Source organism: Micromonospora carbonacea, assembly GCF_014205165.1.
Taxonomy (GTDB): Bacteria; Actinomycetota; Actinomycetes; order Mycobacteriales; family Micromonosporaceae; genus Micromonospora; species Micromonospora carbonacea.
On sequence record NZ_JACHMZ010000001.1, the window covers coordinates 3,374,041 to 3,390,000 of the forward strand.

The window sequence follows — 15,960 nt, forward strand, 5'->3', positions numbered from 1 at the left end:
TTCCACAGTAGACCGATCAGACGACGCGATGCTCCGTTTGCAGCATGCAGACTACTGCTTCCGACCGACCCGGCGTGTGAGAAGGCTTCCGCGTGACCAATGTTGACGTACCGACGCGGGCCACATACACCCCGCCGAAAACGACGTTCCACCGTTCTGCGGAGAAACCGTCGCTGTCATTCGGGCAGGAGCGGATCTGGTTCACCGAGCAGCTGACCCCCGGCACCGCCGCGTACCTCGTCTGGTCGACGACCCGGCTGCGCGGCCCCCTGGCGGTCGATCTGCTGCGCGCGGCCCTCGACGGCGCCGCCGCGCGACACGACAGCCTGCGCATGCGGTTCGCCGAGAACGCCGACGGCGAGCCCGTCGTGGCGGTGCTGCCCGAGGCGCGGGTGCCGGTCACCGTGGTCGACGCGCCGTCGCTGGCCGACGCCCGCGAGCTGGTGGCCGCCTCCGTGCGCACCCCGTTCGACCTCGGCGTCGCTCCCCTGCTGCGGGCGCTGGTGATCCGCCTCGCCGACGACGACCACGTGCTGCACCTGGCCATGCACCACATCGTCAGCGACGGCTGGTCGCTGGACCTGCTGCTGGGCGACGTGGCCGCCGGCTACGCCGCGCTGCGCGACGGCGGGCCGCCGCCACCGGCCCCCACCCTGGGGTACGTCGACTACGCCGCCTGGCAGCGCGCCCGCCTCGACGGTCCCGCGTCCGGGGACGGGTTCGCGTACTGGGCCGGCGCGCTGGCCGGGGTGCCCCCGCTGGAGCTGCCCACCGACCGGCCCCGACCGGCCGTGCAGTCGTACGCGGGCGGCACGCACCGGTTCACCGTCGACGCCGACCTGACCGACGGGCTGCGCCGGCTCAGCCGCGCGCACCGGGCCACCCTCTACATGACCCTGCTCACCGGCCTCCAGGCGGTGCTGTTCCGCTACAGCGGCCAGCGGGACTTCGCCATCGGCTCCCCCGTCGCCGGCCGGGTGGTGCCGGAGCTGGAGAACCTGGTCGGCCTGTTCGTCAACACCCTCGCGCTGCGCGCCGACCTCGCCCCGATCGGCGCGACCGCCGACTCCCCCGCCGCCGAGCCGAGCTTCGCCGACCTGCTGCGGCGCACCCGCGGCACCGTCGTGCGCGCCCTGGCCCACCAGGAGATCCCCTTCGAGCGGCTGGTCCGGGAGCTGAACGTGCCCCGCGACGTCAGCCGCTCCCCGGTGTTCCAGGTCCTGTTCACGTTGCAGAACTACGCCCGCGGCGGCGGCCGGTGGCCACGGGAGCTGAGCAGCGAGAGCCTCGGCGCGGACGCCGCCGCGGCCCGGTTCGACCTGTCGCTGTACGTCAGCGAGGCCGCCGACGGGCTGCGCGGCATGGTCGTCTACAACAGCGACCTGTTCGACGCCGACACGGTCGCCCGGCTGGCCGCGAGCCTCGACGCCCTGCTGCGCGCGGCGGTCGCCCGGCCGGACCTGCCGGTGGTCGACCTGGACCTGCTCGGCGACGCCGGACGCGCCCGGGTGCTGGCGCTCGCCCGCCCCGACCGCGACGACCCGACGCCCGGCGACGACCTGGCGGCCGACGGCGGGCCCGGGGTCACCGGCGCGGCGGCCACCCTGGCGGACCTGGTCGCCCCGCACGCCGCCGCGACCCCCGACGCGCCCGCCGTGGTGTGCGGCGCGGACGCGATCACCTACCGGGAGCTGGACCGGCGGGCCAATCGGCTGGCGCACTGGCTGCGCGGGCGCGGGGTCGGCCCCGACGTCCTGGTCGGGGTGCTGCTGGAACAGTCGGTGGAGCTGGCCGTGACGCTGCTGGGGGTGCTGCGGGCCGGCGGGGCGTACCTGCCGCTGGACCCGGAGCAGCCGCCGGCCCGGACGGGCCTGATGCTCGCCGACGCCCGGCCCGCCGTGGTGCTGACCAACGCCGGGCTGCGCGACCGGCTGCCGGCGGAACCGGTCGCCACGCGGGCGGCCGACCCGGACGCCCCGGGCGTCGCGGTGGCCTGCCTGGAGCAGATCGCCGCCGAGGTGGCCGCCCGGCCCGACACGCCGCCCGGGGCCGGCAGCGGCGGCGACCTGGCGTACGTGATCTACACCTCCGGGTCCACCGGCGTCCCGAAGGGGGTGGCCGTCGCGCACCGGCAGGTGCTGCGCTACCTCGACGGGGTGGCCGACCGGTTCGCCGTCGCCCCGGCCGCCCGGTACGCGCTGTTGCAGTCGATATCGTTCGACTTCGCCGTCACCGTCTTCTATCTGGCGCTGGCCACCGGCGGGACGGTGCACCTGGTGCCGCGCCGGTGCACCGGCGCGGAGCTGGCCGAGCAGCTCCGCGCGCACCGCATCGACTACCTCAAGATCACCCCGTCGCACCTGGCGGCGCTGGCCGCCGACGCCGGGCCGGGCGACCTGCTGCCCGCCCGGGCGCTGATCCTCGGCGGCGAGGCGTCCGACCTGGAACGGATCGCGCCGCTGGCCGCCGCCGGGACGGCCCGGGTGTTCAACCACTACGGCCCCACCGAGGCCACGGTCGGCGTCGCCACCTACGAGGTGACCGCCGACGGGCCCGCCGACGGCCCGGTGCCGACCGGCCGGCCGCTGCCGCATGCCCGGGTCCACCTGCTCGACGAGCGGATGCGGCCGGTGCCCGTGGGGGTGCCCGGCGAGCTGTACCTGGGCGGGGACCGCCTGGCGCGCGGCTACCTCCACCGGCCCGGCCTGACCGCCGACCGGTTCGTGCCCGACCCGTACGGGCCGCCGGGGGCGCGCCTGTACCGCACCGGTGACCTGGGCCGGTGGCGCGCCGACGGGCAGCTCGTGTTCCTGGGCCGCCGCGACCACCAGGTGAAGATCCGCGGCTACCGGGTGGAGCTCGGCGAGGTCGAGGCCGCCCTGCGCGACTGCCCCGGCGTGCACCAGGCGGCGGTGCTGCTGCGCGACGACCGGCTCGTCGCCTACCTGGAGCCGACGCCCGACGCCGACGCCCCGGAGCCGGCGCGGCTGCGCCGCGTCCTGGTCGACCGGCTGCCCGAGCACATGGTGCCCTCCCGGTGGGTGGTGCTGGACCGGCTGCCGTTGCAGGAGCACGGCAAGGTGGACCGGCGGGCGCTGCCCGCGCCGACCGACGACGTCCCCGCCGGCGAGCGGGTGCCGCCGGCGGGGCCGGTGGAGACGCTGGTCGCCGCGATCTGGCAGGCCGTGCTGGGGGTGGCCGAGGTCGGCGCGACCGACGACTTCTTCGACCTCGGCGGGCACTCGCTGCTGGCCACGCAGGTGGTGGCCCGGCTGCGCCGGGAGCTGCCCGCCGTGGCCGGCGGCGCGACGGGCACGGTCAGCGTGATGGACCTGTTCCGGCACCGGACCGTCCGCGAGCTGGCCGCCCTGGCCGCCGGGGGCGACACCGGACCGGCGGGGCTGCTGCACGAGCTGACCCCGCCGGTGGCCGCCGCCGACCGCGTGGCCACGCTCGTCTGCGTCCCGTACGGCGGCGGCAGCGCCGTGGTCTACCAGCCGCTGGCCGACGCGCTGCCCGCCGGGTACCGGCTGCTGTCGGTGGCCATGCCGGGCCACGACATCGGGCTGGCCGACGACCCCGCGCCGATCGACCAGGTCGCCGCCGGGGTCGCCGAGGAGATCCTGGCCCGGGTGCCGGGCCCGGTGATCCTGTACGGGCACTGCGGCCCCGGCGGCGCCCTCGCCGTGGAGGTGGCCCGGCTGCTGGAGGCGCGGGGACGCGACCTCGACGCCGTGTACCTCGGCGCGGTGTTCCCGTTCGGCCGTCCCGCCGGGGGGCCGCTCGGGCCGCTGCTGCGGCTGCGGCTGGCCGAGCGGATCCGCAGCGACCGGATCTATCGCACCTGGTTGCAGGCGCAGGGCACCTCGGTCGGCTCGCTCGCCCCGGACGAGGTGGCGTTCCTGATCCGGGCGATGCGCCACGACGCCCGGGTCTCCGAGGAGTACTTCACCGAGCTGATGCGCCGGCGGGTCACCCCGCTGCGCGCCCCGCTGATCTCGGTGGTCGGCGAGCGGGACCGCAGCACCGACTACCACGCCGAGCGGTTCCGGGAGTGGCACTTCCTCAGCGACCGCACCGCCCTCGCCGTGGTCGACGAGGCCGGGCACTACTTCCTGAAGTACCGGGCCGCCGAGCTGGCCGAGATCGTCACGACCGTGCACCGGCAGGTGGACGCCCCGGCCCCGCCCGCGCCCCCGGCCACCGCGCCGTCGCCGGCCGACGCGCCGCGAGCCGACCCCCGGGCCGGGGCCGCGGCCGCCGGGCCCGGCGCGACGGCCGGCGCGGAGCCCGCGTGGCAGCTCGCCGGGATCTCCCGCCGGCCCGCCGGCCCGCCCGGGTCGGCGCAGGCTCCGGGGCCGGCGGCCGGCGCGGACCGCGCCCCGGAGCCGAGCATGCGCCGGTTCGGCCTGGTCGCCGCAGGTCAGGTGGTCTCCGGCATGGGCACCGCGCTGACCAACTTCGCGATCCCTCTGTGGATCTACCTGGAGACCGGGTCGCTGGCCCGGTTCGCCCTGTTCGCCGTGCTCGGCCTACTGCCGGGGCTGCTGGTCGCGCCGCTGGCCGGGGCCGTGACCGACCGGAGCAGCCGGCGGCGGGTGCTGCTGGCCGCCGGCCTCGCCGCCGGGGGCGCGAACGCCGTGCTGGCCGCCCTCGTGCTGGCCGACCGGGCGCAGGTGTGGCACTTCTACCCGCTGGTCGCCTGGCTGTCGGTGGCGCTGGCGTTCCAACGCCTGGCGTTCGTCTCGGCGGTGCCGCAACTCGTGCCCAAGCGCTTCCTCGGCCACGCCAACGGCGTCACCCAGACCGCGATGGGGCTGACCCAGTTCACCGTCCCGCTGGTCGCGGTGGCCCTGCTCGACGTCGTCGGGCTGCGCGGCATCCTGCTCATCGACGTGGCCTCGTACGTGTTCGCGGTCGGGGTGCTGACGCTGGTGCGGTTCCCCCGCACCCTGGCCCTGCACCGCCGCGAGGGCATCGGCGAGGAGATGGCCGCCGGCCTGCGGTACGCGCTGCGCCGCCGCGAGTTCCGGGCCATGCTGGCGTTCTTCGCCGCCCTCAACCTGTTCCTGTTCCCGGCGCTGTACCTGCTCTCCCCGCTGGTGCTGGGCTTCGCCGACCTGGACCAGGTGGCGCGGATCGCGCTGACCGGCGGCGTCGGCGCGGCCGTCGGCGGCCTGGTGATGCTGGTCTGGGGCGGCCCGAGCCGCCGCCGGATGCGGGCGGTGCTGCTGGGCACCCTCGGCATCGCGGCGGCGGCCGTGCTGACCGGGCTGCGGCCGGATCCGCTGGTGGTCGGGGCGGGCGCGTTCGGCATGTACCTGGCCCTCGGCGTCGTCAACGGCGTCTACAACACGATCATCCAGACGAAGGTGCCGCCGCGCTTCCACGGCCGGGTGTTCGCGCTCAACCAGATGATCGCCTGGTCGACGATGCCGCTGGGCTGGGGGCTCGTCGCCCCGTTCGCGGCGCGGGTCGCCGAGCCGCTGCTGCTGCCCGGCGGCGCGCTGGCCGGCACGGTCGGCGCGGTCATCGGCGTCGGCCCCGGCCGGGGCCACGGCCTGCTCTACGTCGTGTTCGGGGTGTGCATCGCGCTGACCGCCCTCGTGGCGCTGGCCACGCCAGTGCTGGCCCGGTTCGACGACGAGGTGCCCGACGCGCCGCCGGACGACCTGGTCGGCATCGCCGAACGCGAGGCCCGCGCCGCCGGGCGTCCGGCCCGCGCCGCCGCCGACGCGGGGCAGGCCCAGGGCGCTTCGGGCGGGTCGCGGTGACGGCGGCGACGGCCGCCCCGCCGGCCGCCCGGACCGTGCCGGAGCTGCTGGCCTGGCGCACCGCCCTGCACCCCGACCGGGTCGCCGTCGAGGTGGCCGGGGTGCGGGCGCTGACCTTCGCCGACTGGTCGGCCGGCGCGGCAGCCGTCGCCGCCGGCCTGCGCGGCCGGGGGGTGCGCCCCGGCGACCGGGTCGGCCTGGTGTTCGGCGCCCGCGACTGGACCGGCTTCGCGGTGGCGTACTGCGGGGTGCTGCGGGCCGGCGCGGTCGCGGTGCCGCTGTCGGACCGGCTCGCCGCCGGGCAGCTCGGCCACGCGCTGACCCACTGCGGGGCCGCCGCCGTCGTGCACGGCGACGCCACGGCCGCGCCGCCCGCCCCCGCCGGGCTGCCGGTGTGGCGGGCCGCCGACCTGGCCGCCGGGCCCGCCGACGGGGCCGACCCGCCGCCGGTACGCCCCGGCGACCTCGCGCAGATCCTCTACACCTCCGGCACGACCGGCCGCCCGAAGGGCGTCGCCGCCAGCCACGCCAACCTGACCGCCGGCGCGCCGACGCACCCGCGCCGGTTGGCGCTGGCCCACTCCGAGCGGTTCCTGCACGCGTTCGCCATCGGCACCAACGCCGGGCAGACGATGCTGTTCAACGCGCTGACCGCGAAGGCCGGCGCGCTCACCCTGCCCACGTTCACGCCGGTCCGGTTCGCCCGGCTGGTGGAGACCCCGGGCACGGGGACGCTGTTCGTCGTCCCGTCGATGGCCATCGAGCTGCTCGACTCGGGGGCGCTGCGCGGCCGGGACGCCTCCGGCGTGCACCTGATCGGGTCGACCGCGGCGGCGCTGCCGCCGGCCGTGGCGGCCCGGCTCGCCGCGGCCTTCCCCGAGGCCACCATCGTCAACTACTACACCTCCACCGAGGCCGCCCCCGCCCAGACCACGATGATCTGGGATCCGGCGCGCCGGGACGCGGTGGGCCGCCCGGTCGGCGGGCAGCTGCGCGTCGCCGACGCCGACGGCAACCCGCTGTCGCCCGGCGTCACCGGCGACGTGTGGCTGCGCGCGCCGTACCCCCGCGCCTACTACCGCGACGACGACGCCAACCGGGCCACCTTCCGGGCCGGGTGGGTGCGGATGGGCGACGTCGGCCGCGTCGACGCCGACGGCTACCTCTACCTCACCGACCGGCACCAGGACGTCATCAAGTCCGGCGCGTTCAAGGTCTCCAGCCTGGAGGTCGAGGCGGCGCTGCACGAGCACCCCCTCGTCGCCGAGGCGGCCGTCGTCGGCCTGCCGCACCCGGTGCTCGGCTCGGCCGTCGCCGCCGCCGTGGTGGCCCGGCCGCACGCCGACGCCGCCGGGCTGACCCTGCCGGCGCTACGCGCCTTCCTCGCCGACCGGCTCGCCGACTACCAGCTTCCCGCCCGGCTGCTGCTGCTCGCCGAGCTGCCCCGCAACGAGGGCGGCAAGGTGCTCAAGCGGCAGCTCACCGGCCTGTTCGACAACTGATCCACCCCGACACCGAGCCATGGGAGAGCATGTGGGCACCGCCGAGGCGACATCCGCGCAGCACGCCGTCTGGTTCACCGAGCAGGCCGGGGTCGCCGGCACGGCGTACCACATGGCGCTCGGCGTCCGGTTCGCCGCCGGCCTGGACCGCCGGGCCCTGGTCGAGGCGTGCGCCGCCGTGGCCGACCGGCACCCCGTGCTGGGCGCCCGGGTCGTCACCGACGCCGACGGCACGCCGGGGCTGGCCCCCGCCGCCGGGCGCGCCTCGGTGGCCTTCGGCGAGTGGACCGACGCCCGGGTCGCCGAGGAGCTGGCCCGCCCGCACGACCTGCGGGTCGGCCCGCTGGCCCGGTTCACGCTGCTGACCGCCGCCGACGGGCGGCACCTGCTGCTGGTCTGCGTCCACCACCTCGCCTTCGACGGCATGTCGAAGGACGTGCTGGCGCGCGACCTGGCCGACGCGTACGCCGCCGCGCTCGCCGGGACGGCGGCGCAGGCCACGCCCCGCCCCGATGGGTACGCCGGGGACGCGGCGGCCGAACGGGACCGCGTCGCCGTCGACCTGCCGGCCGCCCGCGAGTTCTGGGCGGCGCACCGGCCCGACGCCGCCGACGTGGTCCTGCCGGGGCTGCGCCGGGTGCCCACCGGCGCGGAGCCGGGCGGCGTCGTGGCCGTGGCGCTGCCCGCCGACCTGGTCGACGGCGTGGGCCGGGCCGCCGCCAGCCTCGGGGTGACCCGCTTCGAGCTGCTGCTCGCCGCCGTGCACGCCCTGCTGCACCGCTACGGCAACCGGGGCGTGCCCGTCGGCGTCACGCTCTCCACCCGCACGCCGGGGCAGGCCGACCGGGTCGGGTTGTTCGTCAACGAGCTGCCGGTCACCGCCGACGACCCCGCCGACGGCTCGTTCGCCGCGCACGCCCGCGCGGTGCGGGCCCGGCTGCGCGAGGTGTACCGGTTCCGGCACGTGCCGCTGGCCCACGCCGTGTCGGGGCTGCGCCCCGCGCCCGCGCTCACCGCGGTGTCGGTCGGCTACCGCCGGCGCGGCGACGACCCCGCGTTCGCCGGGGTGGCCGCCGAGGTGGAGTGGACCCTGTTCGGCGGCGCGGCCCGCAACGCGCTGCACGTGCAGGTCGTGGACGGCCCGACGGGCATCGACGTCGGCCTCCAGCACAGCCCGGCCGCCATCGACACCGATGCGGTCGACCGCATCGGCGGGCACCTGCGCACCCTGCTCGCCGCCGTCGTGGCCGACCCCCGGCGGCCGGTGGCCGACCTGCCGGTGCTGCCCGCCGACGAGCGGGACCGGGTCGTCCGGGCCGGCGTCGGCGTCACGCGGGCGTACCCGGACACCACCGTGCCCGAGCTGTTCGCCGCCCGGGTCGCCGCCGACCCGGACGCGGTGGCCGTCGTCGACGGCGACGTGCGGCTCGGCTACGCCCAGCTCGACGCCGCCGCCGGCCGGCTCGCGGCGCTGCTGCGCGGGCGGGGCGTCGGGCCGGGCTCGCTGGTCGCGGTGGCGTTGGACCGGTCCTGGCGGACGGTGGCGACGATGCTGGCGGTGCTGCGCTGCGGGGCGGCGTACCTGCCCGTCGACCCGGGCCACCCGGCAGCGCGGCAGCGGCTCGTGCTCGCCGACGCCGCCCCGGCGCTGGTGGTGACCGCCGCCGCGCCGGACGCCGGCCCGGACGCCGGCCCGCCGGTGCTCGCCCTCGACGGGGTGGACCTGCTCGCCGGCGCGCGCCCGGGGCCGGACGCCCACGCCCCGACGGCCGCCGACCTCGCGTACGTGCTCTACACCTCCGGCTCGACCGGCCACCCCAAGGGCGTGGCGGTCGGTCACGGCGCGCTGACCAACCTGCTGCTGGGCCTGCGGGACCTGCTGGACGCCGGGCCCGCGCACCGCTGGCTGCACCTGACCTCGCCGTCGTTCGACATCTCCGCCGTGGAGGTGTTCCTGCCGCTGGTCACCGGCGGCCGGGTGGTCGTCGCCTCGGGTGTCAACGCGCTCGACGGCGCGGCCGTGCTGCGGCTGGTCCGCGCCGCCGGGGTGACCCACGCCCAGGCCACCCCGGCGGGCTGGCGGGTGCTGCTGGACGCGGGCCTCGGCGCGGACCACGCGGCGGGCGCGGCCGGGCCGCTGGTCGCGGTCTGCGGCGGGGAGGCGCTGCCGGTAGCCCTCGCCCGCGAGCTGCGGGCCCGCACGGCCCGGCTGGTCAACGGGTACGGCCCGACCGAGGCGACCGTCTACGCCACCGTCGAGGACGTCCCCGCCGACCCGGACACGGTGACCATCGGCCGGCCGCTGCCGAACGTGCGGGCGTACGTGCTGGACGCCGCGCGGCGGCCGGTGCCGATCGGGGTGCCCGGCGAGCTGTACCTGGCCGGGGCGGGGCTCGCCGACGGCTACCGGGGGCGCGACGACCTGACCGCCGAGCGGTTCGTGCCGGACCCGTCCGGCGCGGCCGACGGCCGCATGTACCGCACCGGGGACCGCTGCCGGTGGCTGCCGGACGGCCGGATCGACTTCCTCGGCCGCGCCGACGACCAGGTGAAGGTGCGGGGGCACCGCCTCGAACTGGGCGAGGTGACCGCCCGCCTGCTGGAGCACCCGGGAGTGTCCGGGGCGGCCGCGACACTGCACCGCGACGACGACGGCGAGGCCCGCCTCGTCGCGTACGCGGTGCCCCGCGCCGGCTCGGTCGTCGACCCGGCGGAGCTGCGCCGGCACCTGGCGCTCAGCCTCCCGGCGGCGGTCCTGCCCACCGACTGGGTGCTGCTGGACCGGCTGCCCGTCGGCCCCACCGGCAAGGTCGACCGGGCCGCGCTGCCCGCGCCGACGCGCCGCGACGCCCCCGCGGCGACGCCCGCCGCGCCGCAGGACGCCGCCGACCAGGTGGTGGAGGGCCCCGCCGACCCGGTGGTGGAGACGCTGCGCGAGATCTGGCAGGACGTGTTGAAGATCCCCGACATCGGGCTGCACGAGGACCTGTTCGACCTGGGCGGGCACTCGCTGACCATCACCCGGATCAGCGGGCGGATCCAGCAGCGGCTCGGCGTCGAGGTGCCGCTCGACGCCTTCTTCGACACCCCCACGATCGCGGAGATCGCCGAGATCGTCCGCCAGTCCCGAGAGGAGCCCTGATGGGCGTCACCGACCCACGTACCCGGATCGCCGCGATGGTCAGCGAGGCCACCGGGGGCGACGTGTCCGCCGTCGACGTGCTCGACGGCGGCTCGCTGACGGCCCTGGGCGTCGACTCCCTCGGCCTGCTGCGCCTCGTCGACGCCCTCGAGCTGGAGTACGGCGTCGAGGTGGAGCTGACCGCGCCCGGTCAGCGGGTGGACACGGTCGACGACCTGGTGGCGATCGTCGCGCGGGGCTGAACGTCGGGTGGCGGTGGCGCCCCCCGGGCCGCGCCACCGCCACCCCTGCCGGCGTCACCGCAGCCGGCGACGCCCGCTCAACCACTCCCGCGCGGGCCGTGTGTTGAGCGACCAGAGGACCCAGGCCAGCAGCCCCAGCCCGACGATCGTGATCGCGCCGAAGAGGCCCAGCGAGGCTGCGGCGAACAGCCCGGACAGCGCGTACGCCGGGTAGGCCGCCCACGGCCGGCGGGCCGCCAGGGTGCCGGCCACCAGCGCGCAGGCCGCCGCCATGGCGGCGAAGAACACCGCGGCGCCCAGCGAGCCGTCCTGTACCAGCAGCCGGTGCACCGTCGCCAGGGCGAACAGCAGCGTCAGGACCGCGAACACGAGCACGGTGATCCGCACGGGGCCGGGCATCGGCGGGGAACCCAGCAGGTCCCCGTATCCGCCCCCACGAAACGATCGAACGGCCATGGGACAACGATGGCCGTCTACTTTTACGTCTCTTGAACACTGTCAGGAAGACGACAGGTCGGGGCGGGGGCCTAAGCTTCCCGCCATGGCGAAGTACCTCGACGTGCACCCGGACAACCCGCAGCCCCGCACCATCGGCCAGGTGGCCGACCTCATCCGCCGGGACGGGCTGATCGCCTACCCCACGGACTCCTGCTTCGCCCTGGGCTGCCGGCTCGGCAACAAGGACGGCATGGACCGGATCCGGGAGATCCGCCACCTCGACAGCGGCCACCACTTCACCCTGGTGTGCCGCGACTTCGCGCAGCTCGGCCAGTTCGTGCACCTCGGCAACGCCGTCTTCCGGGCCGTCAAGGCGGCGACCCCCGGCAGCTACACCTTCATCCTGCCCGCCACGAAGGAGGTGCCGCGCCGGCTGCTGCACCCGAAGAAGAAGACCGTCGGCGTCCGCATCCCCGCGCACACCGTCGCCCAGGCCCTGCTCACCGAGCTGGGCGAACCGCTGCTGTCGAGCACCCTGCTGCTGCCCGGCGACGACGAGCCGATGACCCAGGGCTGGGAGATCAAGGAACGCCTCGACCACGTCGTCGACGCGGTCGTCGACTCCGGCGACTGCGGCACCGAGCCCACCACGGTGGTGGACTTCTCCGACGGGGAACCCGAGATCGTCCGCGTCGGCGCCGGGGACCCGTCCCGCTTCGCCTAGCCGACCGGGGCGAAGCCGAGGTAGGCGCGGTGTGGGCCGGACCAGCCGGAGCCGAACGAGCCGTCGGGCTGCCCCTGCGCGTCGTACACCACCACGTGCAGCTCGCACGTCGTCATGAAGTCATCCGGCGCGCAGCTGGGCCAGTACTGGACGTTCACGGACGCCGTGAACGTGTCGTCCTCGGTGAGCGGCACCGCGGCCAACGGCGTGTCGTCGTAGCAGCCGCTGCCCTGGATGATGTCGAAGCAGGCGGTCTGAATGATGGCCACGTACCGGCTGGGTGAGCCCTTCGCGGTGCCGGCGACCTCGACCGGTTGCCCGTCGACCAGGCCGCTGTTCGGGGTCGCGGTGATGGTGGCGGGGTCGCCGGTGAACTCCAGGGGCGCGGTGGCGACCGACTGCCGAACACCGTCGACGACCCATTCGACGAAGAACCGGCAGATGTCCGCGCGGCAGTAGACCGGTTCGTCGTCGCCGTAGGGGCGGCTGCGGTAGACCCTGGTGCTGGCGTTCGCCCGCTCCGAGATCCGCCCCAGGCGGCTGGTGGTCGTCGTGTGCACGACCGGGCAGCCGATGCGACTGCCGTCGTCGTCGTAGGTTTCCTGGTCGCACTGGACGATGTCGACCTCGGTCTTCCTGGGCAGGCCGGTCGCCGTGACCCTGACGACCGACGAGGCCGACAGCCCTGTCGCCGGGCGCGCCGTGACCGACGGCGCGGGGTCGAGCTGGGCCGACGCCGCAGGGGCGGGCGGGCTCACGGGCACCAGGCCCACCGCCAGGACCACTGCGGACAACCATGACCGGAACCTCATGTGGCGCCCCTTCCACAACAAGCCGGCCATCGACACTCATCGTTGCGACATCGACCCTAGTCGAGGAGAGTCCCAGAGACGGGACCGGTCGCTGTCGGCTGCCGGACAGCGCCGCACACACCGCAACTCCCCACGCGGCGCCACCCTGGGTACGCGACACCCCGCCAACGCAGTTCGGGCCAGTATGCGTTTCAGGGCCACCCCGGATCGGGGTGGCCCTGAAACGAAAGAATGTCCGGCGGTGTCCTACTCTCCCACACCCTCCCGAGTGCAGTACCATCGGCGCTGGAGGGCTTAGCTTCCGGGTTCGGAATGTAACCGGGCGTTTCCCCTCCGCCATGACCGCCGTAACTCTATGAACATATCAAACAACCACCCAGGGCCGCCTGTTTGTTCAGAGTTGCACAGTGGACGCGTAGCAGCTTCGTAGTCAAGTCCTCGGCCTATTAGTACCGGTCAACTCAACCCGTTACCGAGCTTACATCTCCGGCCTATCAACCCAGTCGTCTAGCTGGGGGCCTTACCCCACCAAAGGTGGGTGGGATACCTCATCTTGAAGCAGGCTTCCCGCTTAGATGCTTTCAGCGGTTATCCCTTCCGAACGTAGCCAACCAGCCGTGCCCCTGGCGGGACAACTGGCACACCAGAGGTTCGTCCGTCCCGGTCCTCTCGTACTAGGGACAGCCCTTCTCAAGTATCCTACGCGCACGGCGGATAGGGACCGAACTGTCTCACGACGTTCTAAACCCAGCTCGCGTACCGCTTTAATGGGCGAACAGCCCAACCCTTGGGACCTGCTACAGCCCCAGGATGCGACGAGCCGACATCGAGGTGCCAAACCATCCCGTCGATATGGACTCTTGGGGAAGATCAGCCTGTTATCCCCGGGGTACCTTTTATCCGTTGAGCGACACCGCTTCCACACGCAAGTGCCGGATCACTAGTCCCGACTTTCGTCCCTGCTCGACCTGTCAGTCTCACAGTCAAGCCCCCTTGTGCACTTGCACTCAACACCTGATTGCCAACCAGGCTGAGGGAACCTTTGGGCGCCTCCGTTACCCTTTAGGAGGCAACCGCCCCAGTTAAACTACCCACCAGACACTGTCCCTGAACCGGATAACGGCCCGAAGTTAGATACCCGAATCAACCAGAGTGGTATTTCAAGATTGCCTCCACCCATACTGGCGTATAGGCTTCACCGGCTCCCACCTATCCTACACAAGCTAACTCAGATACCAATGTCAAGCTATAGTAAAGGTCCCGGGGTCTTTCCGTCCTGCCGCGCGTAACGAGCATCTTTACTCGTAATGCAATTTCGCCGGGCCTGTGGTTGAGACAGTGGGGAAGTCGTTACGCCATTCGTGCAGGTCGGAACTTACCCGACAAGGAATTTCGCTACCTTAGGATGGTTATAGTTACCACCGCCGTTTACTGGCGCTTAAGTTCTCCGCTTCGCCCCCCGAAAGGAGCTAACAGGTCCCCTTAACGTTCCAGCACCGGGCAGGCGTCAGTCCATATACATCGAATTACTTCTTCGCATGGACCTGTGTTTTTAGTAAACAGTCGCTTCCCCCTGCTCTCTGCGGCCATACAACGCTCCACCCGCAAGGGGCTTCACGTCTCCGGCCCCCCTTCTCCCTAAGTTACGGGGGCAATTTGCCGAGTTCCTTAACCACAGTTCGCCCGATCGCCTCGGTATTCTCTACCTGACCACCTGTGTCGGTTTGGGGTACGGGCCGCTCGGAACTCGCTAGAGGCTTTTCTCGGCAGCATAGGATCACTGACTTCACCTGAATCGGCTCGGCATCACGTCTCAGCCACATGTGTTGCGGATTTGCCTACAACACGGCCTACACGCTTACCCCGGCACAACCACCGGCCGGGATCAGCTACCTTCCTGCGTCACCCCATCGCTTGACTACTACCCGCCAGGTTCCCACGCTCCCCAACCTTGACCCGAAGGCCTCAGCGGTTTGGGTGGTTAGCACAACGAGGTTCATCACGGGCGCTCCTTCGCGGGTACGGGAATATCAACCCGTTGTCCATCGACTACGCCTCTCGGCCTCGCCTTAGGTCCCGACTCACCCAGGGCGGATTAGCCTGGCCCTGGAACCCTTGGTCATCCGGCGGAAGGGTTTCTCACCCTTCTTTCGCTACTCATGCCTGCATTCTCACTCGTGCCGCGTCCACAACTAGGTCACCCCGCTGCTTCACCCCCGGCACGACGCTCCCCTACCCACCCACACACCTGCACCAGACATCAAGGCCTGGCGAAGTATCATGTGAGTGCCACAGCTTCGGCGGTGTGCTTGAGCCCCGCTACATTGTCGGCGCGGAACCACTTGACCAGTGAGCTATTACGCACTCTTTAAAGGGTGGCTGCTTCTAAGCCAACCTCCTGGTTGTCTATGCGACCCCACATCCTTTTCCACTTAGCACACGCTTAGGGGCCTTAGCTGGTGATCTGGGCTGTTTCCCTCTCGACTACGAAGCTTATCCCCCGCAGTCTCACTGCCGCGCTCTCACTTACCGGCATTCGGAGTTTGGCTGATTTCAGTAAGCTTGTGGGCCCCCTAGACCATCCAGTGCTCTACCTCCGGCAAGAAACACGCGACGCTGCACCTAAATGCATTTCGGGGAGAACCAGCTATCACGGAGTTTGATTGGCCTTTCACCCCTAACCACAGGTCATCCCCCAACTTTTCAACGTTGGTGGGTTCGGCCCTCCACGTAGTCTTACCCACGCTTCAGCCTGCCCATGGCTAGATCACTCCGCTTCGGGTCTAGAGCATGCGACTCAAACGCCCTATTCAGACTCGCTTTCGCTACGGCTCCCCCACACGGGTTAACCTCGCCACATGCCACTAACTCGCAGGCTCATTCTTCAAAAGGCACGCCGTCACCCCGCAAGGCTCCGACGGATTGTAGGCGAACGGTTTCAGGTACTATTTCACTCCCCTCCCGGGGTACTTTTCACCATTCCCTCACGGTACTCGTCCGCTATCGGTCACCAGGAAGTATTTAGGCTTACCAGGTGGTCCTGGCAGATTCACGGCAGATTACAGGAGTCCGCCGCTACTCGGGAACACCCACAGAAGACCAGCAAATTTCACCTACCGGACTCTCACCGTCTACGGTCAGCCATTCCAGACCATTCGGCTATCCACTGGCTTTATCACTCCTCACACGAGTGTCAGCTCGTGTAGCAGGGTCCCACAACCCCGACCACGCAACCCCTGACAGGTATCACACGCAACCGGTTTAGCCTCAATCCGCTTTCGCTCGCCACTACTCACGGAATCACTATTGTTTTCTCTTCCTACGGG

7 protein-coding genes and 2 rRNA genes (1 of these 9 only partly in view) are annotated in these 15,960 nt (G+C 72.7%); 5 read left to right on the top strand and 4 right to left on the bottom strand.

The genetic code is table 11. The features are described from left to right. Positions 1–92: 92 nt before the first annotated feature. Genes HDA31_RS14660 through HDA31_RS14675 form a run of 4 tightly spaced genes read left to right on the top strand, consistent with a single transcriptional unit; the run spans position 93 to position 10,660 of the window. Positions 93–5,774, top strand: a complete 5,682-nt coding sequence (locus tag HDA31_RS14660; protein WP_219824927.1) for a non-ribosomal peptide synthetase/MFS transporter — start codon at positions 93–95, stop codon at positions 5,772–5,774. Beyond that, complete coding sequence (locus HDA31_RS14665; RefSeq protein WP_246383981.1) at positions 5,771–7,276, top strand: class I adenylate-forming enzyme family protein; 1,506 nt, start codon at positions 5,771–5,773, stop codon at positions 7,274–7,276. The genes HDA31_RS14660 and HDA31_RS14665 overlap by 4 nt, the downstream gene beginning before the upstream one ends. Before the next feature lie 19 nt (positions 7,277–7,295). Continuing rightward, on the top strand, positions 7,296–10,418 hold the full coding sequence (locus tag HDA31_RS14670) for a non-ribosomal peptide synthetase (protein WP_178065506.1): 3,123 nt from the start codon (positions 7,296–7,298) through the stop codon (positions 10,416–10,418). Then, complete coding sequence (locus HDA31_RS14675) at positions 10,418–10,660, top strand: acyl carrier protein (protein WP_178065507.1); 243 nt, start codon at positions 10,418–10,420, stop codon at positions 10,658–10,660. Before HDA31_RS14670 ends, HDA31_RS14675 begins: the two co-directional genes overlap by 1 nt. Before the next feature lie 54 nt (positions 10,661–10,714). Here the strand turns inward: HDA31_RS14675 and HDA31_RS14680 are convergent, their stop codons facing one another. Then, positions 10,715–11,116, bottom strand: coding sequence for a hypothetical protein (locus HDA31_RS14680; protein ID WP_178065508.1), 402 nt, complete (start codon positions 11,114–11,116; stop codon positions 10,715–10,717). Between the two features lie 85 nt (positions 11,117–11,201). Here HDA31_RS14680 and HDA31_RS14685 point away from each other — a divergent pair, with 85 nt between their 5' ends. Next, positions 11,202–11,822 carry an L-threonylcarbamoyladenylate synthase gene (locus HDA31_RS14685; protein WP_074476488.1) on the top strand — a complete coding sequence of 207 codons (621 nt, stop codon included), beginning with the start codon at positions 11,202–11,204 and terminating at the stop codon, positions 11,820–11,822. Here the strand turns inward: HDA31_RS14685 and HDA31_RS14690 are convergent. The 3 genes from HDA31_RS14690 to HDA31_RS14700 all read right to left on the bottom strand — a co-directional run. Then, positions 11,819–12,634, bottom strand: coding sequence for a hypothetical protein (locus HDA31_RS14690; protein WP_178065509.1), 816 nt, complete (start codon positions 12,632–12,634; stop codon positions 11,819–11,821). The genes HDA31_RS14685 and HDA31_RS14690 overlap by 4 nt on opposite strands. Positions 12,635–12,867: 233 nt before the next feature. Then, positions 12,868–12,984 (bottom strand): 5S ribosomal RNA (gene rrf / locus HDA31_RS14695). 76 nt (positions 12,985–13,060) lie between these two features. Further along, positions 13,061–15,960 (bottom strand): 23S ribosomal RNA (locus tag HDA31_RS14700) (it continues 210 nt past the right edge of the window).